The 24,931-nt window shown below is 65.5% G+C and carries 20 protein-coding genes and 1 pseudogene; 11 read left to right on the top strand and 10 right to left on the bottom strand.

Translation table 11 applies throughout. The features are described 5' to 3' along the window. The first annotated feature begins 332 nt into the window (after positions 1-332). Positions 333-2,342 (top strand): SPFH domain-containing protein, encoded by a 2,010-nt coding sequence (locus ACVIGB_RS12985; RefSeq protein ID WP_456722391.1) that lies wholly within the window; start codon positions 333-335, stop codon positions 2,340-2,342. Positions 2,343-2,661: 319 nt separating this feature from the next. Here ACVIGB_RS12985 and ACVIGB_RS12980 read toward each other — a convergent pair whose 3' ends face one another. Beyond that, positions 2,662-4,272, bottom strand: a complete 1,611-nt coding sequence (locus ACVIGB_RS12980; RefSeq protein WP_456722392.1) for an ABC transporter substrate-binding protein — start codon at positions 4,270-4,272, stop codon at positions 2,662-2,664. A 363-nt stretch (positions 4,273-4,635) separates the two neighbouring features. Here ACVIGB_RS12980 and ACVIGB_RS12975 point away from each other — a divergent pair, with 363 nt between their 5' ends. The 4 genes from ACVIGB_RS12975 (at position 4,636) to coaA (ending at position 9,455) form a co-directional block, all read left to right on the top strand. Continuing rightward, positions 4,636-5,496, top strand: coding sequence for an FAD binding domain-containing protein (locus tag ACVIGB_RS12975; RefSeq protein ID WP_456725188.1), 861 nt, complete (start codon positions 4,636-4,638; stop codon positions 5,494-5,496). A 4-nt stretch (positions 5,497-5,500) separates the two neighbouring features. Continuing rightward, entirely contained in the window at positions 5,501-5,983 is a 483-nt protein-coding gene (locus ACVIGB_RS12970) for a (2Fe-2S)-binding protein (protein WP_456722393.1), read from the top strand. Then, on the top strand, positions 5,980-8,238 hold the full coding sequence (locus tag ACVIGB_RS12965; RefSeq protein ID WP_456722394.1) for a xanthine dehydrogenase family protein molybdopterin-binding subunit: 2,259 nt from the start codon (positions 5,980-5,982) through the stop codon (positions 8,236-8,238). Before ACVIGB_RS12970 ends, ACVIGB_RS12965 begins: the two co-directional genes overlap by 4 nt. A gap of 254 nt (positions 8,239-8,492) precedes the next feature. After that, positions 8,493-9,455 carry a type I pantothenate kinase gene (gene coaA / locus ACVIGB_RS12960; protein ID WP_456722395.1) on the top strand — a complete coding sequence of 321 codons (963 nt, stop codon included), beginning with the start codon at positions 8,493-8,495 and terminating at the stop codon, positions 9,453-9,455. A gap of 222 nt (positions 9,456-9,677) precedes the next feature. Here the strand turns inward: coaA and ACVIGB_RS12955 are convergent, their stop codons facing one another. Next, positions 9,678-10,622, bottom strand: coding sequence for an ornithine cyclodeaminase family protein (locus tag ACVIGB_RS12955; protein WP_456722396.1), 945 nt, complete (start codon positions 10,620-10,622; stop codon positions 9,678-9,680). Between the two features lie 143 nt (positions 10,623-10,765). Between ACVIGB_RS12955 and ACVIGB_RS12950 the strand changes: the two genes are divergently transcribed. Further along, positions 10,766-11,506, top strand: coding sequence for a bestrophin-like domain (locus ACVIGB_RS12950; RefSeq protein WP_456722397.1), 741 nt, complete (start codon positions 10,766-10,768; stop codon positions 11,504-11,506). Between the two features lie 145 nt (positions 11,507-11,651). Then, positions 11,652-12,032, top strand: coding sequence for a COG4315 family predicted lipoprotein (locus tag ACVIGB_RS12945; protein WP_456722398.1), 381 nt, complete (start codon positions 11,652-11,654; stop codon positions 12,030-12,032). 110 nt (positions 12,033-12,142) lie between these two features. On the opposite strand, the gene ACVIGB_RS12940 is transcribed toward ACVIGB_RS12945, so the two are convergent. After that, positions 12,143-12,724: an HdeD family acid-resistance protein gene (locus ACVIGB_RS12940; RefSeq protein WP_456722399.1), complete on the bottom strand. Its 582-nt coding sequence runs from the start codon at positions 12,722-12,724 to the stop codon at positions 12,143-12,145. Between the two features lie 239 nt (positions 12,725-12,963). Between ACVIGB_RS12940 and ACVIGB_RS12935 the strand changes: the two genes are divergently transcribed. Further along, positions 12,964-13,185 carry a dodecin gene (locus ACVIGB_RS12935; protein ID WP_092125751.1) on the top strand — a complete coding sequence of 74 codons (222 nt, stop codon included), beginning with the start codon at positions 12,964-12,966 and terminating at the stop codon, positions 13,183-13,185. A gap of 327 nt (positions 13,186-13,512) precedes the next feature. Here the strand turns inward: ACVIGB_RS12935 and ACVIGB_RS12930 are convergent, their stop codons facing one another. Together ACVIGB_RS12930 and ACVIGB_RS12925 are read right to left on the bottom strand one after the other, a co-directional pair. Then, the gene (locus tag ACVIGB_RS12930) at positions 13,513-14,073 is read right to left on the bottom strand and encodes an N-acetyltransferase family protein (RefSeq protein ID WP_456722400.1); all 561 of its coding nucleotides are present in this window, start codon (positions 14,071-14,073) and stop codon (positions 13,513-13,515) included. An 18-nt stretch (positions 14,074-14,091) separates the two neighbouring features. Continuing rightward, positions 14,092-16,450, bottom strand: a pseudogene (locus tag ACVIGB_RS12925) (Orn/Lys/Arg family decarboxylase). A gap of 54 nt (positions 16,451-16,504) precedes the next feature. On the opposite strand from ACVIGB_RS12925, the gene ACVIGB_RS12920 reads away from it, so the two are divergent. After that, positions 16,505-17,767 (top strand): acyl-CoA dehydrogenase family protein, encoded by a 1,263-nt coding sequence (locus ACVIGB_RS12920; RefSeq protein WP_456749144.1) that lies wholly within the window; start codon positions 16,505-16,507, stop codon positions 17,765-17,767. A 39-nt stretch (positions 17,768-17,806) separates the two neighbouring features. On the opposite strand, the gene ACVIGB_RS12915 is transcribed toward ACVIGB_RS12920, so the two are convergent. The 4 genes from ACVIGB_RS12915 to ACVIGB_RS12900 form a co-directional block, all read right to left on the bottom strand. Then, entirely contained in the window at positions 17,807-18,229 is a 423-nt protein-coding gene (locus ACVIGB_RS12915) for a cupin domain-containing protein (protein ID WP_456722403.1), read from the bottom strand. A 147-nt stretch (positions 18,230-18,376) separates the two neighbouring features. Next, on the bottom strand, positions 18,377-18,994 hold the full coding sequence (locus ACVIGB_RS12910) for a tetratricopeptide repeat protein (protein WP_456722404.1): 618 nt from the start codon (positions 18,992-18,994) through the stop codon (positions 18,377-18,379). Positions 18,995-19,356: 362 nt separating this feature from the next. Then, positions 19,357-21,090, bottom strand: coding sequence for an adenylate/guanylate cyclase domain-containing protein (locus ACVIGB_RS12905; protein ID WP_456722405.1), 1,734 nt, complete (start codon positions 21,088-21,090; stop codon positions 19,357-19,359). Between the two features lie 142 nt (positions 21,091-21,232). Further along, positions 21,233-21,787 carry a PAS domain-containing protein gene (locus tag ACVIGB_RS12900; RefSeq protein WP_092115143.1) on the bottom strand — a complete coding sequence of 185 codons (555 nt, stop codon included), beginning with the start codon at positions 21,785-21,787 and terminating at the stop codon, positions 21,233-21,235. Positions 21,788-22,240: 453 nt separating this feature from the next. On the opposite strand from ACVIGB_RS12900, the gene ACVIGB_RS12895 reads away from it, so the two are divergent. Both ACVIGB_RS12895 and ACVIGB_RS12890 read left to right on the top strand, forming a co-directional pair. Further along, positions 22,241-23,074: a rhomboid family intramembrane serine protease gene (locus tag ACVIGB_RS12895; RefSeq protein ID WP_456749143.1), complete on the top strand. Its 834-nt coding sequence runs from the start codon at positions 22,241-22,243 to the stop codon at positions 23,072-23,074. Positions 23,075-23,278: 204 nt separating this feature from the next. Beyond that, the gene (locus ACVIGB_RS12890; RefSeq protein WP_092115142.1) at positions 23,279-23,707 is read left to right on the top strand and encodes a CBS domain-containing protein; all 429 of its coding nucleotides are present in this window, start codon (positions 23,279-23,281) and stop codon (positions 23,705-23,707) included. A 17-nt stretch (positions 23,708-23,724) separates the two neighbouring features. Here ACVIGB_RS12890 and ACVIGB_RS12885 read toward each other — a convergent pair whose 3' ends face one another. Continuing rightward, positions 23,725-24,771, bottom strand: a complete 1,047-nt coding sequence (locus ACVIGB_RS12885; protein ID WP_425304804.1) for a patatin-like phospholipase family protein — start codon at positions 24,769-24,771, stop codon at positions 23,725-23,727. Positions 24,772-24,931: the final 160 nt, after the last annotated feature.

The following is a 24,931-nucleotide window of genomic DNA, read 5'->3' as shown; positions in this document are numbered from 1 at the left end:
TGCCCGAAGCGGCGTCGACATATTCCCGGCTGATCAGTGAGCCACATTGCTATGAAGGCGTGAGCTCCCCGGCCGGGACTTCGCGCCTCTTGCGCGCCAACGCCGCGTCAAGCGCGCCGCTGCGAATGATGTGCAATCGCAGCACGCCGTTCGCGCCGACCGATGTCGCGCGATCAGTCCGGCGGTTCATGCTGTCATCAAAAAAAGATTGGCAGTGCGAATAATGTTCACGCCTTGCGGCCCCTGGGCCGCCAACCACATCTCCGCACCGCAATTCTTGGGTGCAGGTTTGGGCTCCCAAACCGCCCAGTTGCGAATTGTGGAGATGGACTATGGACTTCCTCGGTTTTCTTAATGGTTCAGGTTTAACCCAGCCTGCCATTTGGATCGCTGCAGCGGTCGCATGTGTGATCCTGCTGCGCATATCGAACGTATTTCGTTACATTCCCAACAATCAGGTCGGCATCGTCGAGAAGCTGTGGGCGATCAAGGGCTCGATCGAGGACGGCTTCATCGCGCTGAACGGTGAGGCCGGCTACGAGCCGGAAGTGCTGCGCGGCGGCCTGCACGTGATGTTTCCCTTCATGTACCGGATCCACCGCTCGGACCTCGTGACCGTCGGCCAGGGCAAGATCGCCTATGTGTTCGCGCGCGACGGTGCGCCGTTGGAGCCCTCGCAAGTGCTCGGTGCCAACGACACTGAAGACAAGTCGGACTTCCAGGACGCACGCCGATTCCTGCTCGGCGGCGGCCAGAAGGGGCCGCAGCGCAAGGTCCTGCGCGAAGGTACCTATGCGATCAACACCACGCAGTTTGCCGTCATCACCGACGAGCGCGTCTATGGTCATGCGCTGAGCGAGCGGGAACGCGGCGTACTCGAGAGCATGCAGCTCACGATCACCGAGCGCTGGGGCTTTGCGCCGGTGGTGCTGGCGGCCGATCACGACCTGGTCGGCATCGTCACCGTGCATGACGGCCCGTCGCTGCCTCCGGGCGAGATCATCGCGCCCGAAGTCGGCATCGAGTTGCGCGACGCGGCGACCTTCCACAACAATTTCCAGGAGCCCGAGAAATTCCTGCGCGCCGGCGGTTATCGCGGCCGCCAGCTCCAGGTCATCGTCGAGGGCACCTGGTACATCAACCGCCTGTTCGCGACCGTCGAGGCGGTGCCGAAGACGGTGATTCCGGTCGGTAATGTCGGCGTCGTCATCTTCTACACCGGCCCGCGCACCGACGACGTCTCGGGCGAGCAGTATCGCCATGGCGAGCTGGTGCTCAACGGCAGCCGCGGCGTCTGGAAGGACCCGCTGTTGCCCGGCAAGTACGCCTTCAACACCTATGCCGGCAAGATCGAGGTGATCCCGACCGTCAACTTCATCCTGAAATGGGTGCGTGGCGAGGTCGGCTCGATGAAGCTCGACGAGAACCTGTCGGAGATCTCGCTGATCACCAAGGACGCGTTCGAGCCGACGTTGCCGCTCTCGGTGGTGATGCATATCGACTACAAGAAGGCGCCGATGATCATCCAGCGCTTCGGCGACGTGAAGAAGCTGGTCGAGCAGACGCTCGACCCGATGGTCAGCGCGTTCTTCAAGAACATCGCGCAGAAGATGACGCTGATCGAGCTGTTGCAGAACCGCGCCGCGATCCAGGAGGAATCGGCACGCGTGATGAAAGCGAAGTTCGAGGGCTATTCGCTCGACCTCCAGGAGGTCCTGATCGGCACGCCGCGCGCGGCCGTGAACGACCACACCATCGAGAACATCCTGATCCAGCTCCGCTCGCGCCAGATCGCGCGCGAGCAGATCGAGACCTATCAGGAGCAGGAGAAGGCCGCGGTGCAAGAGCGCGCGCTCAACGAAGCCAAGGCGACGGCGGCGGCGCAGACCGCGCTGACGCAGTCGCTGATCCAGGTCAAGGTCAACGAGAACGAGGGCGCGGCTGCGCTCGCCCGCGCGCAGAAGGATGCCGAGACCCGCAAGGTGACCGCGGCCGCGGTCGGCGAGCAGTCGCGGCTGGAAGGCCAGGGCGAGGCCGACCGGGTGCTGGCCGTCGGCGCCGCCAACGCGCAGGCGACCAAGCTATCGGTCGATGCCTATGGCGGGCCGGAATACCGGCTTGCCGAGCAGAACTTCGCGAAGTTCGCCGAGGCACTGACCCGGATCAACCAGCCGCTGGTGCCGCAATTCCTGATGTCGGGTGGGCAGGGCCAGGAGGGCAACAGCGCGGGCCTGATCCCGACCGCGATGCTGAGCTCGATGTTCGGGCAGATGATGCCCGGCGCGTTGGAGAAGCTGAAGGACGAGGCGCCGAAGGCCGCGCGCCGCACCAACGGCCAGTGAGGTGACGATACTCAGGCGAAGTCGAATAGCAGGGAAGTGCGCTCCCTCTCCCGCTTGCGGGGGAGGGGCATTTGCGAAAATTCGGAATATTAGAAATGTATTGGCGATTTGCCCGACGTGTCAAGTTGCCCGGTGGTACGGCGGCGGCCGTCGGCTACTTTGCATGGGGTTGTTTTCGATATTTTAGCAGCGCGCAGCGGGGCGGCCCGGGGGTGGGGGCTCTCTCCGCGAGCCACGTTGTGGAGAAAGCCGATCAACCTGCCTGCGTGCTGCGGCTAACCGAACGATGATCTGCGGCGCAAAGATCGCGCCGCCGATCCTATTCCGTCTTGTCGACGTTCCAGAACACCGGCGGCGCCGGGCCTTCCAGCACGCCGGTGAGTGATTTGCGCCAGGCGCTCGGCAGGCGGAACTGGCCGAGCGGGACATAGATCACCTGCTCGTAGGCTTGCTGCTGGATCTCCACCGCGAGCTTCTTCTGGTCCTCAGGTGAGGTGGCGCGGGCGTAGGCGTCGCGCATCTGCTCGAGCTTGGCGTCCTCGGGCCAGCCGAACCAGGCCCGCTTGCCGTTCGCGGCGATCTGGTTGTTGACGATCGGGTTCATCACCTCGGTCGCGCCCGTGAAGGTGAAGAACAGGTTCCAGCCGCCTTCCTTGGGCGGCTTCTGGCTGGCGCGGCGGCTCACCACGGTCTGCCAGTCGGTCACCTGCGCATCGACATTGAAGCCGGCCGCGCGCAACAGCTGCGCCGCGACGGTCGGCGGCCCCTTCAGTGTCTGCACGTCGCCGGGGATCATGATCACGACGGGCGTGCCGTCATAGCCCGAGGCGGCCAGTGCCTTCTTGGCCTCGGCCATGCCGTTGCCCTTGATCAGCGTCTCGGCGCCGGCGTCGCTGGCGAGCGGCGTGTCGCAGGCGAAATAGGAGCCGCAAATCTCGTAGTACTTTGAGTTGCCGACGGTGGCGTCGAGCACGTCCTTCTGGTTCATCGCCAGGAATGCCGCGCGGCGGATCTTGGGATTGTCGAACGGCGGGTGCAGGAAGTTCATCCGGCCTTCGATCTGGAAGCCGAACTTGTTCAGCACGGCCACGGTGAGATCGGAATTGGCCTCGAGCACCGGCACCAGGTCGATCGAGGGCTGTTCCAGGAAATCGATGTCGCCGGATTGCAGCGCGTTGATCGCGGTCTGCGCGTCGGGCATCGTGATCCATTCGACGCGATCGACCTTCGCGACCTTGCCGCCCGACAGCCAATCCGGCTTTTCCTTGCGCGGCACGTAGTAGGCGTTCCGCTCATAGACCGCCTTCACGCCCGGCTGGAATTCCGCGGTGACGAATTTGAACGGCCCGCAACCGATCTGCTCGGCGATCTGCTTGCCCGGTGGCGTCTCCGCGAGTCGCTTCGGCATCATGAAGGCGACATAGGAGGAGGGCTTTGCCAGCGACTCCAGCACCAGGCCGTACGGCTCCTTGAGCTTGAGCACGATCGTCTTCGGTCCGCCGGCCTCGAGGGAGGCGGTGAACTCGGCCAGCTTCTGCGCCATGCCGTCGACGACGGTCCAGCGTTTCAGCGAGGCGATGCAGTCCTCCGCCGTGACAGCCGCGCCGTCATGCCATTTCAAGCCGTCGCGCAGCGTGAAGGTGTAGGTGAGCTTGTCGTCCGAGATCGTCCAGTCCGCCATCTGCGGCCGGACCTTGAAGCTTGAATCGATGCCGAGCAGCGTGTCGTAGACCATGTAGCCATGGTCGCGGGTGATGTAGGCGGTGGTGAAGCCGGGATCGATGATGCGCAGGTCCGAATGCATCACCGCTGATATGGTCTTGCCCTTGCCGGCGGCGATGGCTCTCGACGAGAGGAGAGCCGGGGCCGCAATCGCCGGCGGCACGCTGGCCGCGAGCTTGAGGAGCGTTCTGCGCGAAACATCGACCATTCGCCGTCCCCCGATTTTGTCGTTGCGCCGGCACCTAGGCCGCAGCGACCCGCATGCTTCACCAATCTGTGACGCAAAGCAAGCAAGGGCCATGCCGCCAATCTCGGAATTTCGGCGGTGGGTTCGCATCGACCCGTGACGTGAACGTTTGATGACCCGCGGCCGCGGCGCGCGCCACCGCAGACACCGCGCAAGCGCGCATCCTGCATAGGAGCCTGCGCTTCCTGCCGCACCTCGCAGGCTGTTCGGACGGCGATCCGCCGTGTAGGGTTGCGGGTCTGCCGGCCAGCAATAAGGCCATATCGCGCACATCCCTGAGGGAACAAGCAGCCGAGGGAGACCAGAAGAACCGTCATGACCGATATCCGATACGTAGCACCGCGCACGCTTGATGAAGCGATCGGCGCATTTGCTGCCGCCGGGAGTGCCGCCCGCATTATGGCAGGGGGTACCGACTTATTGGTGCAAATGCGCTCCGGCCTGGTGCGGCCGGGATTGATCGTCGACATCAAGAAGATCGGCGAGATGACCGAGATCTCTGAGGCCGCCGATGGCGGTTTCCGCGTCGGCGCCGCCGTCTCCGGCATGGAGCTCGCCGACCACGCGCGCTTCGGCAAGATATGGCCAGGCGTGCTCGAGGCCGTGAACCTGATCGGCTCCAAGCAGGTGCAGGGCCGGGCCTCCGCTGGCGGCAATCTGTGCAACGGCTCGCCGGCCGGCGACAGCGTGCCGGCGATGATCGCGGCGGGCGCCGTCGTCACCGTGCAGGGCCCGAACGGCCGCCGTGAGCTCAAGGTCGAGGATGTGCCGGCCGGGCCGGGACGGACCAACCTCAAGCCGGGCGAGATCCTCGTCAGTTTTGCGCTCCCGCCGCGGCCCAAAGGCTCGGGCGATGCGTATCTGCGCATGATCCCGCGCACCGAGATGGACATCGCGGTGGTCGGCATCGGCGTCAGCCTGACCTTGCAGGACGGCGTCTGTACCGCGGCCCGCGTCGGCCTCGGCGCGGTGGCGCCGACCGCGCTGCTGGTTGAACCAGCGGCAAAGGCGCTGATCGGTTCGAAGCTGGACGATGCCGCGCTCGAGGCCGCCGCTGCCGCATGCCGCGCCGCCTGCCGTCCGATCGACGACAAGCGCGGCACCATTGCCTACAGGACAAAGACCGCCGGCGTGCTGCTCAAGCGCACCGCCGCGATCGCCGCTCAGCGCGCCGGAGGACACTAGCACCATGCCGAAACTGCACGTCACCACCTCCGTCAACGGCGAGCCGGTCGAATTCCTGTGCGAGCCATATGAGACCATGCTCGACGCCTTGCGCGGACAATTGGGGCTCACCGGCTCCAAGGAAGGCTGCGCCTCCGGCGATTGCGGCGCCTGTTCGATCACGCTCGATGGCCGGCTGATCTGCTCCTGCCTGATGCTCGCGGCCGAGGCCGATGGCCACGAGATCCGGACCATCGAGGGGATGGCGAAGGGCGGCGAGCTGCATCCGTTGCAGCAGAAATTCCTCGAGCACGCCGCGCTTCAGTGCGGCATCTGCACCTCGGGCATGCTGGTGGCCTCCGAGGCGCTGCTGGCGCGCAACGCGAATCCGACCGAGGAGGAAGTCCGCTTCTGGCTCGCCGGCAATCTCTGCCGGTGCACCGGTTACGACAAGATCGTCCGCGCGGTGATGGAGACCGCCGCCGAAATGCGGGAGATGCGGCCATGAACGTCGTCAACAACAAATGGATCGGCCAGCGCACCATCAGGCCCGATGGCGTCGACAAGGTGACCGGCCGCGCGGCGTTCGCCGCCGACACCACCATGCCCGGCATGATCTGGGGCAAGGTGCTGCGCAGCCCGCATCCGCATGCTCGCATCAAGTCGATCAGCACCGCCAAGGCCGAGGCGCTGCCCGGCGTGAAAGCGGTGGTCACTTCGCGCGACATCGTCGACTTCACGATCGAGAAGGGTGCCGTGATGCTGGGCATCCAGGACATGCGCTGGATGTGCCGCAACGTGATGGCGCGCGACAAGGCGTTGTTCCCCGGCCATCCCGTCGCCGCCGTCGCCGCGACCACGGAGGCGATCGCGGCGGAAGCCTGCAAGCTGATCGAGGTCGACTACGAGGTGCTGCCCTGGGCGATCGAGATCGACGACGCCTTGAGGCCTGACGCGCCGATCCTGCACGAGTTCAACAAATTCGACGGCAAGCCCTCGAACATCATGGGCCGCATCGAATCCAAGAAGGGCGATATCGCGCAAGGTTTCAAGGATGCCGATGTCGTGATCGAGCGCTCCTTCACGACGCGCCCGGTGCACCAGGGCTATATCGAGCCGCATGCCTGCCTGATCTCGGTCGCGGCCGACGGCAAGACCACGATCTGGTCGTCGAGCCAGGGCCAGTTCATGGTGCGCGCGATGACCTCGATGCTGACGGGCATCCCGCAGAGCGACATCCGCGCGATTCCCGCCGAGATCGGTGGCGGCTTCGGCGGCAAGACCATCGTCTATCTCGAACCGCTGGCGACTTTGCTTGCCAAGAAATCCGGCCGCCCGGTCAAGATGGTGATGACGCGCGAGGAGGTGATGCGTGCAACGGGCCCGACCTCAGGCTCGAAGAGCACAGTGAAGATCGGCGCGAAGAAGGACGGCACCATCGTCGCCGCCCACGGCAGCTTCTATCTGCAGGCCGGCGCCTTCCCGGGTTCGCCGATCCGCGGCGCGGTCGGATGCAGCTTTGCGCCCTACGACATTCCGCATGTGCTGTCGGAAGGTTTTGACGTCTGCTCCAACCGCTCCAAGGTCGCAGCCTATCGCGCGCCCGGCGCGCCGATCGGCGCCTATGCGGTGGAATGCGTGCTCGACGAACTCGCAGAAAGCCTCAAGATGGATCCGCTGGCGCTGCGGCTGAAGAACGCGGCCAAGGAAGGCACCAAGGCGGCGCACGGCCCGGTGTTTCCGCGCATCGGCTATATCGAGACGCTGGAGGCCGCGAAGAACCATCCGCATTATGCCGCGCCGCTCGGCAAATATCAGGGCAGGGGTATCGCCTCCGGCTTCTGGTTCAACGCCGGCGGTGAATCATCCGCGCAGGTCAACATCACCGAGGACGGCAACGTCGTCGTCACGACGGGGCATCCCGATATCGGCGGCTCGCGCGCCGGCATCGCCAACATCTGCGCCGAGCTGCTCGGCATCGATTACAAGCGTATCTCCGTCATCATCGGCGATACCCAGACCGTCGGCTTCTCCAATCTCACCGGCGGCAGCCGCGTGCTGTTCGCCTCCTCGATGGTGGTGACCCAGGCGGCCGACAAGGTGATCGCGACCTTGCGCGAGCGCGCCGCGAAGATCTGGGAGATCGACCCTGAAGCGGTCAAATGGGAGAACGGCGCCGCGCATCCGGTGAGCCCGAATGCCGGCCAGTTCGAGCCGTTGACGCTCGCCGACCTTGCCGAGAAGGCGCCGTCGCAGGGCGGCCCGATCGGCGCCAGCGTGCAGCTCAACACCCAAGGCGCCGAGGGCGGCTTCGGCACGCATATCTGCGACGTCGAGGTCGATGTCGATCTCGGCATCGTGCGCGTGATCCGCTACACCGCCGTGCAGGATGTCGGCCGCGCCGTGCATCCGAGCTATGTCGAGGGCCAGTTGCAGGGCGGCGTCGCGCAGGGCATCGGCTGGGCGTTGAACGAGGAGTACATCTACAACAAGGACGGCAAGGTCGATAATCCCGGATTCCTCGACTATCGCATGCCGGTCTGCTCCGACCTGCCGATGCTCGACTGCGCGCTGGTCGAGGTGCCGAACCCGAAACACCCGCAGGGCGTCAAGGGCGTCGGCGAAGTGCCGCTGGTGCCGGTGATGGCGGCAGTCGCCAATGCCGTCCACGACGCGCTCGGCAAACGCTTCTACAGCCTGCCGATGTCGCCGCCGAAGGTCTCGGCGGCGCTGGACGCGCCGGCGCAGCAGGCCGCGGAGTAGGGAGCGTTGGGCGGGTTAGGCGCAAGCCGTAATCCGCCATTGCTTCTCAGATCGAGCGGCGGCGGGTTACGCTGCCGCTAACCCGCCCTACGATCTGGCCGAGACTGTCACCTTGTAGCCCGGATGAGCGAAGCGATATCCGGGGGAGAGACCGTCCCGCATGTCGCTGCGCTCATGCGGGCTACGCGTTTGCCATCAAGCCTCCGCACCACGGCCATTGACGTCGCTGGCTTCAGCTCGGCAAGATCGACGGGATGCATCAGGCTCACCGTGAACGGATGAGAATGACCCACCCCGACGAGCTCTCCGCCTACATGATGTTCGGCCGCGGCGACTGGGCGGCATTGCGCTCCAGCACGTCGCTGACGCTATCGGATGCCGATCTCACGGCGCTACGCGGCTTGAACGGGCCGATTACGTCTGCCGAAGTCAGCGGCGTGTATCTGCCGCTGACGCGCCTGTTGAACCTGCATTTCTCGGCCGCGCGCAATCTGATGCAGGTCAAGGCGGAGTTTCTCGGCCGGCCGGCCCGCCATTCGCCCTACATTGTCGCGTTGGCGGGGAGTGTCGGCGTCGGCAAGAGCACCTTTGCGCGTGTGCTGTGTGCGCTCCTGGCCGGCTGGGCAGACCACCCGCGCGTCGAGCTGGTGACGACCGACGGCTTCCTGCATTCCAACGCTGTTCTTGAAGAGCGCGGCCTGATGCGGCGCAAGGGCTTTCCCGAGAGCTACGACCTGCCGCGGATGCTGCGGTTTCTCGCGGCCGCCAAGACGGGTGAAGGTGAGCTCGAGCTGCCCGTCTACTCGCACCTGATCGGCGATATCGTGCCGTCGGAACGGCAGGTCATCCAGCAGCCGGACATCCTGGTGTTCGAGGGCCTCAACGTGCTGCTGGCGCGCGGCACGGCGCCGGTGGTGGTCTCGGATTTCTTCGATTTCTCGATCTACCTCGATGCCGATGAGGCGGACATCCAATCCTGGTATGTCGAGCGCTTCCTCAGGCTGCAGCCGACCGCGTTCCGAAACCCCGCCTCCTATTTCCACCATTACAGGGACCTGCCGCCCAGCGACGCGCGCGAGGTCGCGGAGCGGCTGTGGCGCGAGCATCATCGCGCCAATCTCAGGGAGAACATCTTGCCGACGCGGACGCGGGCCGACATCGTGCTGCGCAAGCGCTCCGACCATTCGATCGGTGAGGTCTGGCTGCGGGAGACGTAGCGCAAAGATGTAGCCCGGATGAGCGAAGCGATATCCGGGGAGGCTGGTCCCGCATGTCGCTTCGCTCATGCGGGCTACTGAATAACTGCGTAGGGCGCGTTAGGCGACTGCGCCCGCCGTAGCTCAACGAGCGAAGGCGGAAGCCGTGACCCGCCGTCTCTCCGCGTATCGAGTTGCGCCGGCGGGTTACGCTGACGCTAACCCGCTCTACGTTTTCGTGGCTTACCGTAGCTCCTTTCCCAACTGCGCAAGCACCGTCTCGCAGGTCATCAGATCGAGATGCCCGCCGCCGGCGTTCTTGAAGAAGGTGATGTCGTCGGCGGACAGGCGGCCGGCGACCTTGCTGGTTGCGAGATCATAGTGATCGCCGAGCACGTCGCTCTCCTTGATCGCGCCGCTCGCGATCGGTTGCAGGATGTCGCCGACGCCGTCGAAGGCGGATTCCCTTCGGTCGACGAAGATGCGCGAGCGCCGCGCCGCCTCGTCGTCGGCCTCGCGGGTGTCGGGGGTGAAGCCGCCGACCAGATCGAGATGGGCGCCTGGCTTCAGGTTCGCGCCCTTCACCAGCGGCTCGCGCGAGCGGGTGCAGGTGGTGATGATGTCGGCCTCGCGCGTCGCGGCATCGAGATCGGTGACGACATCGGCGGCGATGCCGTCGCTTTCCAGCAGCATGGCGAGCTCCTGCGCGCGCTCGACCGTCCGGTTCCAGATCCGCACCCGCTCCAGCTGCGGCCGCACCGTGCGATGGCCGCGCACCAGCCAGCGCGCCATCTCGCCGGCGCCGACCACCAGCAGCGTCGCGGCGTCCGGCCGCGCCAGATGCTTGGCGCCGAGCGCGGAGTCCGCGGCGGTCTTCCAATGGGTGATCTCGGCGGCGTCCATCACCGCCAGCGGCCGCCCGTCATTGCCGTCGAACAGCACGCAGACCGCCTGCACGGCCGGCAGCTTGCCGTGCGCAAGGTTGCCCGGAAAGCTGGTGTACAGCTTGGTCATCATGAAGCGGCCGGCATCGACCGCGCTGCGGGTCACCAGCTGCTGGCCCCTGTCGTCGCCGAGATAGCCGTCCTTGACGGCGATCTTCGGCCGCCGGTGCGCGGCCTCGATCGCTTCGATCAGGATCGGAAAGGTCAGGACGCGGTTGACCTCGCGGTCGTCGACAATATGCACTGTTTCTCTCCTCGGGCGCGCCGGACGCCTCAAAAAGCGCTCCGGACTGATAGCGCGTAGGGAAGGCCAGTCAACCGGACATGCGCCGCCGCGCGGCACTTGCTATCCTGCGCACCTGATTCTCTCGCAGGTCTTTGCAAGCCGTGGTTGCAGTCGTCGTCGCCGTCCTGATCTTCATGCTGCTCGGCGGCGCCGCGCTTGCGACCATGGCGATCCATGGCCGGCTCCAGGACCATCACCGCAGCGACGAGACCAATACCTCGGTACGCCTGGTCGCGACCCTGTTCGTCACCATGCCGTCGCTGCTGCTCGGCCTGATGATGAACAGTTCGGCCAACACCTATGTGGCGGTTGACCGCAACCTGCATGTGTTCGCCACCGACCTCATCCTGCTCGACCGCAGCCTGCGGCCGCTCGGTCCCAGCGCCGACGAGTCGCGCAAACGGCTGCTCGCCTATGTCGAGCAGGCGCTCAAAGATGTGCCGATCTCGCGCGCGAACGAGGTGTCCGAACGTCTGCTCGACGAGGTCGGCACCAGCCTCCGCGAGCTGAAGTTCGACGACGAGCAGAGTGTCGCGCTGTGGAACGAGGCCCGGTCGGTCTACCGGCAGGCGGTGCAGCAGCGCTGGACCTTTGCCGAGCAGTCCGACAGTTCGTTTCCGTCGCCGCTGATCTGCATCCTGGTCGGGTGGCTGACGCTGATGTTCGCGACGCTGGGCTTTCGCGCGCCGCGCAATGCGGTGGTGGTCTCGACCACCATCGCCGCCGCGGCGCTGATCTCGGCCGCGATCTATCTGATCCTCGAAATGAGCACGCCGTTCTCCGGCCCGATCCAGCTCTCCGACCGCCCGCTGGTGCGCGCGGCAGAGGAGATCAGACGGTAGCTGCCGGTATCGGCACGCGCTCTCGGCTTTATTCCCCTTACGTCCGTCGCCCGGCCGGAAATTGTTTCCGCGCCGCCGGCGGAATAGTGGAGGTTTTCGCGCGTCCTTACGCATGCAAGCCATTTGCATTCGAAAAGGAGACATCATGAAGACAACGCTCGCGCTCGCCACCGCCATGTCGTTTGCGCTCGCATCCGCCGCGCTTGCCGCGTCGCCGACCAAGACCGGCACCACGGCGAAGGGCTCGGTCCTGACAGATACCAAGGGCATGACGCTCTACACCTTCGACAAGGACACCGAAGGCAAGTCGGCCTGCAACGGGGCCTGTGCGACCAACTGGCCGGTGCTGAAGGCGGAAGCCAGCGACAAGGCCGAAGGCGGCTACACCATCATCTCCCGTGACGACGGCTCGAAGCAGTGGGCCTACAAGGGCAAGCCGCTCTATACCTTCGCCAAGGACCAGAAGGCCGGTGACATCACCGGCGACGGTTTTCTCAACGGCGCCTGGCACCTCGCGCAGCCCTGAGGCGTTGCGGAGGACCGCAGGGCGGGTGAGCGCAAGCGTAACCCGCCCTTTCTCCGCGTACGAGATTTGCGGCGGGTTAGGCTGACGCTAATCCGCCCCACATTCTCGCTTCACGCTCGCTGCTTCAGCGCCATGCCCATGCTGATCCAGCTGACGCCGGCGCAGATCAGGTCGACGCTGAGGAAGATGCCGAGCACGTAGAGGCTCGACACCGGCCAGCGCGCCAGGATCATGGCCCCGAGCACCAGCGTGATCAGCCCGGAGATCGCGACCATTCCCCACGGCGCCGCCGAATTCATGCCGAACGCCAGGAAGATGCGGACGATGCCGGAGACCACCAGCGCGATGCCGAGGAATAGCGTCAGCGTTGCAGCTGCGAGTAGCGGGTTCTCGAAGGTGATGAAGCCCGCGACGACATAGAGCGCGCCGAGCAACAGCCAGAACAGGAACTTGCCCCAGGTCTTGAACTGGAACGCGTTGATGATCTCGGCAACGCCGGCGACGATCATCATCGCGCCGACGAACAGCACGCTGACGACGGTGGCGAAGAACACGCTGCCGAAGGCGAGCACGCCTGCGATCAGGTAGATCACGCCCAGGGCGACGATCCAGCCCCACTTCGCGCGAAGATGGGCAAGCCCGGATCCGAGGCTGTGAGGAGGTGTGGCGGGTGAGCTGGACGCTGTGGACATCGATCGCTCCCGAATACGAGGTCAAGCCATGCTACCATAGGTGACGGAGCGGACAAGGGCAGGTGCCTCCCTGGCACGAAATGCATGCTGGCACCAAAGGCGCCGCGACGCGTTGATTCAATTCGTCCGGTGTGTTGCCGCGCAGCATTCGTCGTTTGACGACGGCCCGCATCGGACGACGGACTGTCCGGATCGGAGTGCAAATTGTCCGGATCGCGCATCCACCCAAGGAGGTCGACATGCCCACCACGCACGACAAGGACCACGTCTACAAGATCCTCGAACTGGTCGGATCATCGGACAAGAGCATCGAGGCGGCGATCGAGAACGCCGTCAGCCGCGCGTCGGCGACGATCCGGGAAATGAAATGGTTCGAGGTGGTGCAGACCCGGGGCCATATCGAAGGCGGCAAGGTCGGGCACTACCAGGTGACGCTGCGGGTCGGGTTCACGCTGGAATAGGGCGGTCTCAGTTCGTCACCCACTACAACTGTCATCGCCCGGCTCGACCGGGCGACCCAGTACGCCGCGGCCTCTCGGCTCAAGCACTGGCGTCTCTGGAATACTGGATCACCCGCTTTCGCGAAGGCGGGTGATGACACCGAACTTGCTCGAGATCGCGCCACACATTCGATGTCGTCCTGGCGAAAGCCAGGACCCATTACCCCAAATCTAAATTGTCGTGCGACGCTGGGGCCGCTGTCTCGTTCATCACCGAATGCGGTGGTTATGGGTCCTGGCTTTCGCCAGGACGACGAATGGCAGGGAGCCGCGCAGCTCCATCACCCATCACCGCCGCGACAGCGGCGCGGGTGGCGGCGGGGCGGTCGAGCCGGCGGCGAGCGAGCGCTGCACCATCACGGTGTCGGACCAGCGGCCGTAGCGATAGGCGACACCGGGCAGATGGCCGACGCGGGCAAAGCCGAAGCGGTCGTGCAGCGCCAGCGACGCGGCGTTGTCGCTGTCGATGTAGCCGATCATCTGGCGGAAGCCGGCCGCCGCGCAGGTGTCGACCAGTTCCTGCAACAGCCGGCCGCCGACGCCCTTGCCGGTGAAGCCGTGGTGAATGTAGATCGAATGCTTCACCGTATAGCGATAGGCCGGGCGCTTGCGGAACTGGACCACATAGGCATAGCCGACCACCTCGCCGTCGCACAGCGCGACCAGATGCGGCAGGCGGGTGTTGCGCAGATTCTTGCGGCGGTCGCGCAGGTCGTCGGGCTCCGGCGTGCCGGAATCGTCGACGCTCTCCTCGATGCCGTGGCGGATGTGATAGCGGTAGATCGACAGCATCGCATCGACGTCGCTGTCGCGCGAGGGTCGGACGGTGATCTTGTGATCATTCTCCATTGTCTTGCGTCCGCTGGCCTATTCGGACACGACATAGGTGTAGAAGCGGACGCGGCCCGCGTCGTCGATCTCCTTGTAGATGCCCTGGACCTCGACCTCGAAGCCCGGGAATGCATTGAAGCTCGCCTCGAACATCTTGAGGTAGTCGATCATCGGCTTGCTGCGTTCCGACAGCCGTTCGCCGGGCACGATGGTGGCGATGCCGGGCGGGTAGACCACGAACGGCGTCGCGGCGATGCGGCCGAAGATCTGGTCGATCGGCAGATAGTCGACGTCGTTGCGGATCAGATATTGCGCCGCCTGGCGCGGCGACATCGCGATGTCAGGCAGATGTTCGGGCAGGAATTGCTTGGCCTGCAGCGTGCTGACGCCGCCGTCGCGGAAGAAGCGGTGCATGTCGCCGCAGAGGTCGCGCAGCCGCACGCCGGTGTAGCGTTGCGGGCGGCGGCGGAAGAATTCGGGGATGACGTCCTCAACCAGCGCGTTGTCGTCGTGCAGCTTCTTGAAGGCGACGAGCCCGGACACCAGCGTGCCGGCCTTGCTGGCCTCGACGCCTGGTGTCAGCAGGAAGAGCAGGGAGTTGAGGTCGTTCTTCTCGGCGACGATCTGGTTCTCGCGCAGATATTGCGCGACGACCGGCGCGGGGATGCCGTGGTCGGCATAGGCGCCGGTGGCGTGGTCGAACCCCGGCGTCAGCAAGGTGAGCTTGTTCGGGTCGGTCATGGCAAAGCCCGAGGTCAGCTCCGGGAAGCCGTGCCAGGTTTCGCCCGGGCTGAGCTGCCAGTAGGACGGATTGGTCGCCAGCTGATCGGTCGAGATCGTCTCCCAGGCGACATTGTGCACGCCGTTCTCGCGCGCGACATCGGGGATCATCACGCGGTCCGGCACGAACGGCTCGAAGAACCAGCGCCGTTCCGCGCGCGTCTCCTTCTCCTCGAACTCGCGTTTCACCGCGCGGATCTTCTTGCGCAGCTCGATGCCGAGCCGGATCGTGTCGTCCCACAGTACTTCGCCGGAGCGGCCCTTCATCATCTGCGCGCCGACGTCGAGCGAGGCGAAGATCGGATAGAACGGCGAGGTCGAGGCGTGCTGCATGAAGCTTTCGTTGAAGCGGGCGGTGCTCGACCCGGCGCTTCTGGCCCTTGATGTGGCGGTCGCGGATGTGGATCTGCGAGGCCTGCGAGAAGCTCGCGAGCTGCTTGTGGGTCGATTGGGTCGCGATGATGCCGGGCGCCTCGGGGCCGAGATTGGCGAGCCCCATCGCGAAGCGGCCGGAATAGATCGGGTGGAATTTCATGAAGCCGGCCCAGGCCTCGTCGAACAGGATATAGTCGCAGAGGTGGCCGATCCGCTTGAGGATCATCTCGGCGGAGTGGATGGTGCCGTCATAGGTGCACTGCTCGACCACGGCGACGCGGAACGGACGCTCCTTCTTCCAGGCGTTCTCGTCCTTGACCAGCGGGTGCTTGCGGATCTGGTCGCGCAGCGCGCCCTCGTCGAGCAGGTCCCAGCGCATCGGGCCGATCAGGCCCCAGGCGTTGCGCACCGTCGGCACATAGACCGGGATGCCGCCGCCGATCAGGAGCGCGCCGTGATGCGCGGCCTTGTGGTTGTTGCGGTCGAACAGCACGAGATCGCCGTCGGTGACCAGCGAGCCGAGCGCGACCTTGTTGGATGTCGAGGTGCCGTTGAGCACGAAATAGGTCTTCTCGGCGCCGAAGATCTTGGCGGCTTCCTTTTGCGCCCGCAGCGCCGGCCCCTCATGGGTGAGGAGGTCGCCGAGATCGAGCACGGAATTGTCGAGGTCGTCGCGGAACACCGCCTCGCCGAGATGCTCGACAAACACCCGGCCGATCGGGCTGCGGCTGTAGAACACGCCACCATTGTGGCCCGGGCAGGTCCAGAGCTGGTTGCCTTCCTCGGCGTAGTCGACCAGCGCCCCGAAGAACGGGGTCTTCAGGTTCTCGGCATATTGCTTCAGCCTGGAGATCAGGTTCTTGGCGATGAAGGGCGGGGTTTCCTCGGACAAGAACACATAGCCGTCGATGAAATCGAGCACCTCGACCGGCAGGTCCTCGAACCGCTTGCGGCGGATCAGCAGGAGGATCGGGAAGTCGAGGCCGCGCCGGCGCATCAGATTGATCAGGGCCGCGGTCTTGCCCTCGAGGCCCTTCTTGCCCCAGTCGACCACCATGCAGCCGATCGCCGCATCGGTCTGCACCGCGATCTCGGCATCCTCCAGCTTGCGGGCGCGGACCACTTCGAAGCCGGAGCGCTCGATTTCGGCGATGATCTGGTTGAAGCGGATGCCTTCGAGGTCGTCGGCCTCGAAAACCGGCGCCGCGAACAGGAAGTTGAAGCGTTTGAAATAGTCCATGCATGTCCCCGAGACTGGTCCGCTGAACCTGTCTGCACAATTCGTGACAAAGAGATGACAGTCCCTCTGCGACGCCGGGCGCCATGGCCAAATCCGCGTCTCCGCGCTGAACTCCCGATATTGCCAGCTCTCGGAAAGGAAGGCGTCATGCCCCAGCCTGCCAAGGATATTGCCATGACCACGGTTGCGGAACATTTGGCCGCCCTCGAGCGGCTTGCCCCGCTGATTGCCGAGCAACGGGCGGATTTCGACCGGGAGCGCCGGCTTCCCGACGCCGTGGTCCGCGCCCTGGCCGAGGCCGGAATGTTTCGGCTGTACCTGCCGAAGGCGCTGGGCGGGCCGGAATTCTCGCCGCTCGACTTCATGACGATCGTCGAGGCAGCCGCCGCGCTCGACGGCTCGGTCGGCTGGCTGGTCGGCAATGGCGGCGGCATGAGCCGGGCCGGCGGCTATCTGCCGGAGGAGGTGGTGCGGGGCTGGTTCGCCGATCCGCTCGCGTTCATCGCGAGCGCCACCGGGGCGATCGGGACGGCGGTGGAGGTCGAGGGCGGCTATCGGATCAGCGGACGCTGGCCGTTCGGCAGCGGCGCGCCCCACGCGACCAGGTTCATGGGGCTGGCGAGCGTCAAGGGGCCCGACGGCAAGGACAGCCCGCCGATCTGCTGCTACGTCGATCGCGCCGACGTCCGCCTCCACGACACCTGGTTCGTGTCCGGACTACGCGCCACCGGAAGCTGCGACTTCGAGATGCAGGATTGCTTCGTGCCTGACAGCCACACCCATCTGCTGGTCGACTTCAAGCCGACCCAGCCGGGTATCCCGTACCGGCTGCCGGGTCTGGCAGCGTTTTCCTGGACCGTCTCGGTCGTGCCGCTCGGGATCGCGCGCGGCGCGCTCGACGCCTTCATCGCGCTCGCGGGCAAGAAGCCGCGGCTCGGTGGCGTCGGCCAGCTGCGCGACGGCGAACTGGTCCAGGCGATGGTCGGCCGAGCCGAAACGGCGCTGCGCTCCGCGCGGGCGCTGTTGGTCGAGGACATGACGGAGCTGATGGCGGCGAGCGAGGCCGGAGGTGAGCGCCTGATCGAAGCACGGCTGCTGCACCGGATCGCCTGCGCCAACGCCGGCGAAAGCGCGGCCCGAATCGTCGAGATGATCGCGGCGGCCGCCGGCACGGCCGCGATCTTCGAGACCGGCACGCTGGAACGTTCGATCCGCGACGTCCAGGCCGCGATCAAGCATGTCGCGATGACCCCGATCAGCTACGGGCTGGTTGGCCGCGTAAAACTCGGCCTGCCGCTCGGCACGACGCGGTTTTGAGCAGGGCCGCCGGCGGTGCAGGTTTCTTGCGTCGAGTGGTCAGGAAGCGACCGGCACCAGGCCGTAGCGCAGCATCGTCTCTTTCATCCTGGCTGGATCGGGGACACCCCCCGCCATCAGGGCCGCCATGTCCTTGAAATATTGCGGTCCGAGCGCGCCGGGGCTGAGGAGGCAGAGGCAGGTCGCCGGACCGTTCGAGCGGTTGGTGAAGCCGTGCACGACACCGCGCTTGATGAACACTGACTCGCCGGGCGCGATGTCGATCTCCTTGCCGTCGACCCGCCAGGTCGAGACGCCCGAAAGCCCGTAGATCGTCTCGTCCCAGCTCTCGTGATAGTGCGGAATCGGCATCCGGGCATTCGGTTGCAGCGTCATCTCGAACAGATCGACGCTGCCGCCGGTGGTCTCCTTGCTCTGCAGGAATTTGAGCTGCAACGTACCGAAATCAATCAGGTCGGGCATGACGGACTCGCAAATGGTTCCGGTGCCCACGATAGCGGACGGCGCCGAAGGAAGCCAACGGCGCGTGCAGCTCGGACGCGCGAAGCGATGTCCGGGCCGGATCGAGTGATCTCGCATTCCGCTTATGCCGGCTCCGCGCCGGTGCGTTCAGTAGACGAGGTTCGTACCCGGCGGCTTCTCCAGTGCCGCGGCCAGCGTGCGATACTCCTCGCAGTCGGTGCCGCAGATCTCGGCGATCCGCTGCAGATGATACTGCGCCTGGTCGCGGTTGCCCTGTTCGATCTGCCACAGGCCGTAGTAGTTCCACGTCAGCACGTGGTTGGGATCGGCCTTCAGCGCGCGCTCGTACCAGACCTGCGACTGCTTGTAGTCGCCGAGCTTGCGATAGGAATAGCCGATCAGGTTGGCGACGTTCGGATGATCGTCGCGGCCGAGCGTGTGCAGCTGATCGATCGCGGCGGCGTAGTCGTTGCGTTCGTAGATCGTCGCATAGGCCGCGCGATAGCCGTCGCGGAATGCCGGATCATCGAAGCCGGATTGCTTGATCGGCTTCTTGACCCTGTGCGTGGTCTTTCTGTCCTTCTGCTGGGGATAGGCCGGCGCAGGCGTGCTGTAGCTCGACCCGTAGAAGTCTCCGCCGCCTGCTCCTCCTCCGCCGCCGCCACCACCTCCACCGGCGGCGAGGGCGGTGTGCGGTGGGAACAGGATGATCGGCGCTGTCAGAAATGCCGTAAGCATTGCGAGCTTCATCGGTGACTTGATCATGCGCATCTCCCGACTTGACGTGGACAGTCATTGATCTGAAGCACTAACTCCCGATCGCGAGAGACATTCCGCGCGTTCTGAAAAATTGTTTGCCGATGCGGCAATCGCACTGTCGCTTCCGGAGCTCGTGCTTGCACGTGCGCCGAATGTTTTGTTCGCACCATCGAACGGCGGAGCCGAAACTAACATCGGTGTTAGAATCGCGCCGGTCGCACAAGGGCAGTGTGAAGGGCAGGTCAGCGTCAATGCGTGTAGCCCGGATGAGCGAAGCGATATCCGGGATCTTTCTTTCCGCATATCGCGGAGCCCGTCATCGCGCGCATTTCGCGCGACCAGTTGGTTCATGTGGGCTGCAAGTCTCGCTATTTCTGCTCCAGGTGCCAGGCGCCGTCCCAATCTGCCGCCGGCGGATTTTGCCTGAACGCTGCGACGCGCGCCTTCATGGCGATCGACGGTCCGTCGCCCGGCGCCGCAGCCAGTGCCGCAGTGAAAGCTTGCTCGGCGTCGTCCCAGCGGCGGTCGCGATAGGCGGCGAGACCATCGGCGTAGCGCTGCCGCAACTCGGTCTGCGCCGGCGTCAGTTGATCCTTCTTGCCGAGGATCTCGAACACGGCGACCGGCTGGGTCTGGCCGACGGCGACGAGGCGGTCGACCTCGCGCAGCTCGATGGTCGCGGCGCAGGCGCTCCCGGTGGCTTCCGAGATCAGGCTGCGGCTGCCGTAGAACTTGTTGGCGCCTTCCAGCCGCGAGGCGAGGTTCACGGTGTCGCCGAGCACGGTGTAGCTCATCATGAATTCGGAGCCGATGCTGCCGACCAGGACCTCGCCGGTGGCTATCCCGATGCGGATGTCGCAGTCGGCCGGGATGGCGCGCACGCCGAGCAGCTCGGGCAGATCCTTGCGCAGCTGGCTGACCTGGCCGATCATGTCGATGGCGGCAAGCGCGGCCAGATGGGTCTGCTCGGCCTCCTCGACGAACGGGGCACCCCAATAGGCCATGATGGCGTCGCCGATATATTTGTCGATGATGCCACGATGCGCGTGGACCGGCGCGGACATCGTCGACAGATAGAGGTTCATGATCTTGACGAGGCCGCGCGGCGTCACGCCTTCGCTCAGGCTGGTGAAGCCTTTCATGTCGCAGAACATCACCGTCATGATGCGGCGCTGTCCTTCGGTGGCGGCGATCGCCGGCTGCTCGAGCAGGCCCTCGGCGATCCGCGGATTGATGTAGCGGCCGAAGGTCTCGCGGATGCGCTGGTTGTGACGCAGCGTCTCGATCATGCGGTTGAAGGCGGCCGACAGCTGGCCGATCTCGTCCTGGGTCGTGATCGCGATGGTGCCGTCGAGGCGGCCCGCCTCGACCTCGCGGGTGCCCTCCAGCAGCCGCATCACCGGGCGCGTAATGCCGCTGCCGACCAGCATCGCGAACACGAAGCCGAGGATCGCGGCAATCCCGGTCACGACACCGGAGATGATGATCGCCCGCTGCTGGGCACTCATCACCTTCGCGGCGGCCGAAGCGACCTGCGCCAGCATGTCGGTACGAATGCCTTCGATCTTGTTGTTGAAGTCGTCGCGCAGGACGTCGGCGCGCAGCGTGGTCGCTTTCGCGGCCGCGAAGTCCTGGGCGTCGAGCTGGTCGAGCAGCGTCTTGTTCTCGGCGTTCAGGCGCATCAGGAGATCGTTGACGGCATTGTCGATGCGGTCATCGAGGCGCCCGAGGGCGGCGTTGTCCGACGGGGTCGAGGGATCGGCGATGATCGAATCGATCAGCACGCGCGCCGCGTCGGCCTCGCGCTTGATCTGGGGCTCGATCTCGTCGAAGGTCTTGCGCGCCGCGTCGTAGCCGCTGGCTTCCCCCGGCGCCTGCATCTTCGCCATCATCATCCGGCGCATCGCCAAAGACCGCTCCAGCGAGCGGATGTTGACGCGGGCGAGATGACCATAGGCGGGGATGTAGCGGTTGGTGAGCTCATCCAGCAGATGGCCGACCTGGCCCGCCATCACCATCGACAGCAGCGAGGTGATCACCGCGAGGACGATGAGTCCCGCGGCGATGCCGACGATCTTCTGCCTGATCGAATTGCGAAACATGCCCAGCCCGGCCGCAGCTGCAATAAGCGGATCACCCCCGCCATGGCGGCGAACCAGCTAATAGAGTTCCGCGGCCCGCGGTGCAAGCGACCGGCGTGGCCGGTCTCGCCGCCGGACGAGGGCTGAGGGCTGGCGTCGGGGGCTAGCGCAGTCCTTCGTAGACCATGAGGCCGCGCGCGATCGCGAGCTTGCGCAGGGTCCGCGGCACCAGCCGCTCCTGGGGATGCAGGTAGCGCCACGAGGTCAGGACGAGGTCGTGCAGCCGGGTGACGTCATCCTCGAACGGGGCGAGCAGGCCGGTCAGGCTCGCCGGCATATGGACGCGGGCGGTGAAGGGCAGCAGCAGCAACTCAAGGTGCGCCTTGGAGCCGGTTTCGGTCGTGGCGGTGATGCCGGCGATGGCCGGCAGGGTCTCTTCGACGACACAGGTGATGATGTCTTCGATCTCGCCGCGGCTCTCGTCGGTGAAAAGGGCGGAAAAGCTGCGGTTCTTGAGGTCGCAGCCGAGCAGGGCGGAGGTGCGGGTGCCGGCGACGCGGAACGGAAAGCGGGTCTCGCCGTCATAGGACAGCACGAAGATGTCGGACAGCAGCTCGCGCACCGCGGACGGTTCGAATTCACTCCGGTCGGGTGCACGCGCAGTGCCGCGCTTCGCATTCCAATAGGCGAAGAATTCGCGGCTCGAGCTGTGTTTCATCTAAAGAACCTTGCCCGGCACCTGGGCTCGGCGGGACACATCTGTCCCGGTTTTGCTCAGGCGCCTTCCCTTCTCTGTTGTGCAGGGAAGGCTGTGCAGCGTCCATGCCGTGGCCGCGGTTTGGGCGGCTTATCGGCAGCTTTGTGTTGTTAACGTAAATTTAACTATGTCCTTGGCGGCCGCGGAACCTCCGCGTAGGGTCCGCGCGTTCCCGTTCGCCGGCTGCCCAAGCGCCGGCGTGGTTGGTACACAGGTGGCGTCAAACAGTTTGGTCACCGTGCGGGGAGGGGTGGGGATGTTCTCCCGATCCCTCTGGGGCACGAGAAGACCAGCCGATCGGGGAGGGCGTTCTCAGCGCCCTCCTTTATCTTTTGTCCCGATCGCTTTCGTCTCGATCCTGGCGCCGCGCGACACCCGGTGTCCGATTTCGGGATTGTGCACTTGCACAGCGGCATGAAAGCCGCCTATCTGGGATGCACAGCCGCGTGCGAGGTCGCCGACCCCTTGGACTCCCATCCCGAATCCCCGCTCGAGCCGCCGCCGGAGGCGCCGCGCGAGCCGATCCTGACCTTGCCGCCGGCGCTCACCGCCTACATCCTCCTGATCGCGGTGATCCATCTGCGGGTGCTGCTGCCGCCGGAGATGGAAAACTGGACCATCGACGTCTTCGGCTTCATCCCGAAGCGCTACGATTCGACGCTGCTCGACATCACCTTCCCGGGCGGAGACGGCGCCAAGGTCTGGACCTTCGTCACCTATTCGCTGCTGCACGCCAACCTTACGCATATCGGCTTCAACGTGCTGTGGCTGCTGCCGTTCGGCAGCGCGCTGGCGCGGCGCTTCGGTGCGGTGCGCTTTTTTGTCTTCATGGCGGTGACGGCGGCCGCCGGCGCGCTCGCGCATCTGTTGACCCATGAGCACGCCATTGCGCCGATGATCGGCGCGTCGGCCTCGGTGTCGGGGACGATGGCGGCGGCGATGCGCTTCGCCTTTGTGAAGGGCAGCTTTCTGTCGTTCAGCCGCGGCGATGCCGACGCGGCCGCCAAGGTGCCCGCGCTGTCGCTGTGGCGGGCGCTGCGCAACGGGCGGGTGCTCGCGTTCCTGGCGATCTGGTTCGGCGTCAATATCCTGTTCGGCGCCACCTCGCTGTCGCTCGGTGCTGAGGACGCGAGCGTCGCTTGGCAGGCGCATATCGGCGGCTTCCTCGCCGGGCTGTTGCTGTTCTCGCTGTTCGATCCGATTCCGCGCGCGCGAGATGATGCTGCGGTTGCGTCGTCGCTGGACTAGTCCGGCCGCGTCTGATCGCCGCTTGCGGCTCGGTTCGAATTCCATCATCATCTTTGCGACACAGAACAAAGCGGGCCGACACATCAAGCCCAGCTACCGACCGCGCCCCCGGAACCGAAATCGGCGCGGAACTGTTGATTGAAGACTCTGGCGAACAGGCTCGACCCCGCTGAAGCGGGCGCGAGCGGATTCAGGGAGGCGGCAATGACGGTACGTTCCATTCTCGATGCAAAGGGCCATCAGGTCATGAGCGTCGCGCCCGGCGCGAAGCTCTCGGCCGCGGTCAAACTGCTCGGCGAGCGCAAGATCGGCGCCGTGCTGGTGATGGAGCAGGGCCGGATGGAAGGCATCCTGTCGGAGCGCGACATCGTGCGCGTGCTCTCAGAGCGCGGCGCGGGCGTGCTGGAGGAACCGGTGAGCGCGGTGATGACCAAGAAGGTCGTGAGCTGCCGCGAGTCCGATACCGTCAGCGGCCTGATGGAGATGATGACCACCGGCAAGTTCCGCCATCTCCCTGTCGTCGAGGACGGCAAGGTGGTCGGGCTGATCTCGATCGGCGACGTCGTCAAGCGCCGCGTGCAGGAATATGAGCACGAGCAGGAAGCGCTGCGCGACTACATCAAGACCGCCTGAGCAAGACCGCCTGAGCGCTATTTCCCGGTGGTGCCCGCGCCGTTGGACGGCGGCACCAGGATATCGATCGCTTCCTCGATCGCGCCGATGGCGCGTTCGGCCGCGCGGATGCCGTGCGCGATCAGGTCGTCGGCGCGATGGAAGTCGAACCAGCCGATCTGACCGACGCGCGGCGAGATCAGCATGTCAGGCGGATCGCCGGCGAGGCGCGCACGGGTGATGCGGTCCTGCATGATGTTGAAGGCGTCGACCATGACGCTCGAGATCCCGGGCCGGCTGGCGCTGCCGAAAAACTCCCGCTTCACGGTCCGTTCGGCGGAGAAAAAGCGGCCGAACCGCCGCTTCGGAGGTTCCGGCTCGATTTCTGCCTCGGCGGTCACCGCGACTGTCACCTCGGGCGCGGCGGACGGTCCGTGATTGTAGATCGTGGTCGAATGCGCGAACACGTCGCTGGAGAGGTTCGCTGCAATGACGATCTCGGCGCCGAGGGCGCGGGCGGCAGAAACCGGCACCGGATTGACCAGCGCGCCGTCGACCAGCCAACGGTCGCCGATCAGCACCGGCGCGAAGATGCCGGGCAGGGCGTAGGAGGCGCGCATGGCGTCGACCACGCGGCCCTGGGTCAGCCAGATCTCGTGCCCGGTGCGGACTTCGGTTGCGACGCTGGCGAACTTGATCGCGAGATCCTCGATCATGACCTGGCCCAGCGCTGCCTCGATCTCGGCGGCCAGCTTGGCGCCGCCGATCAGGCCGGAGCCGTTGAGGCGGATGTCGAGGTAGCCGAGCACGCTGCGCGGCTGCAGGCTGCGGGCCCACTGCTCGAGCTTGTCGATGTGGCCGGCCGCATAGGCGCCGCCGACCACGGAGCCGATCGAGGTGCCGACCACCACGTTGGGGACGATGCCATGGGCGAGCAGGGTCTTGATGATGCCGATATGCGCAAAGCCGCGCGCGGCGCCGCCCCCGAGCGCAAGCCCGATCACCGGCCGGCGAACCGTTCCCAGCCCTACCTTGTCGGCGCCGTCGGAGCTCTTTTGGCCTCGGCCCATCCAGCTATCCAACACGGCAAATCTCCTGCCAGCGCGAGACTAGGCCGCGCGGCATCGCTGCGCCAGCGTCGTCCGGTTTCATGGTTATTCCCCCACAGGCATGATTCATGCCCCGGGTGGACCGCGGTAGGCAGGGAATGTGACTGGACCGCGACGATAGGACTAACATCGGCTT

It is taken from the genome of Bradyrhizobium sp. USDA 4341 (assembly GCF_054063755.1).
This window is presented reverse-complemented; position numbering and strand designations above follow the sequence as displayed.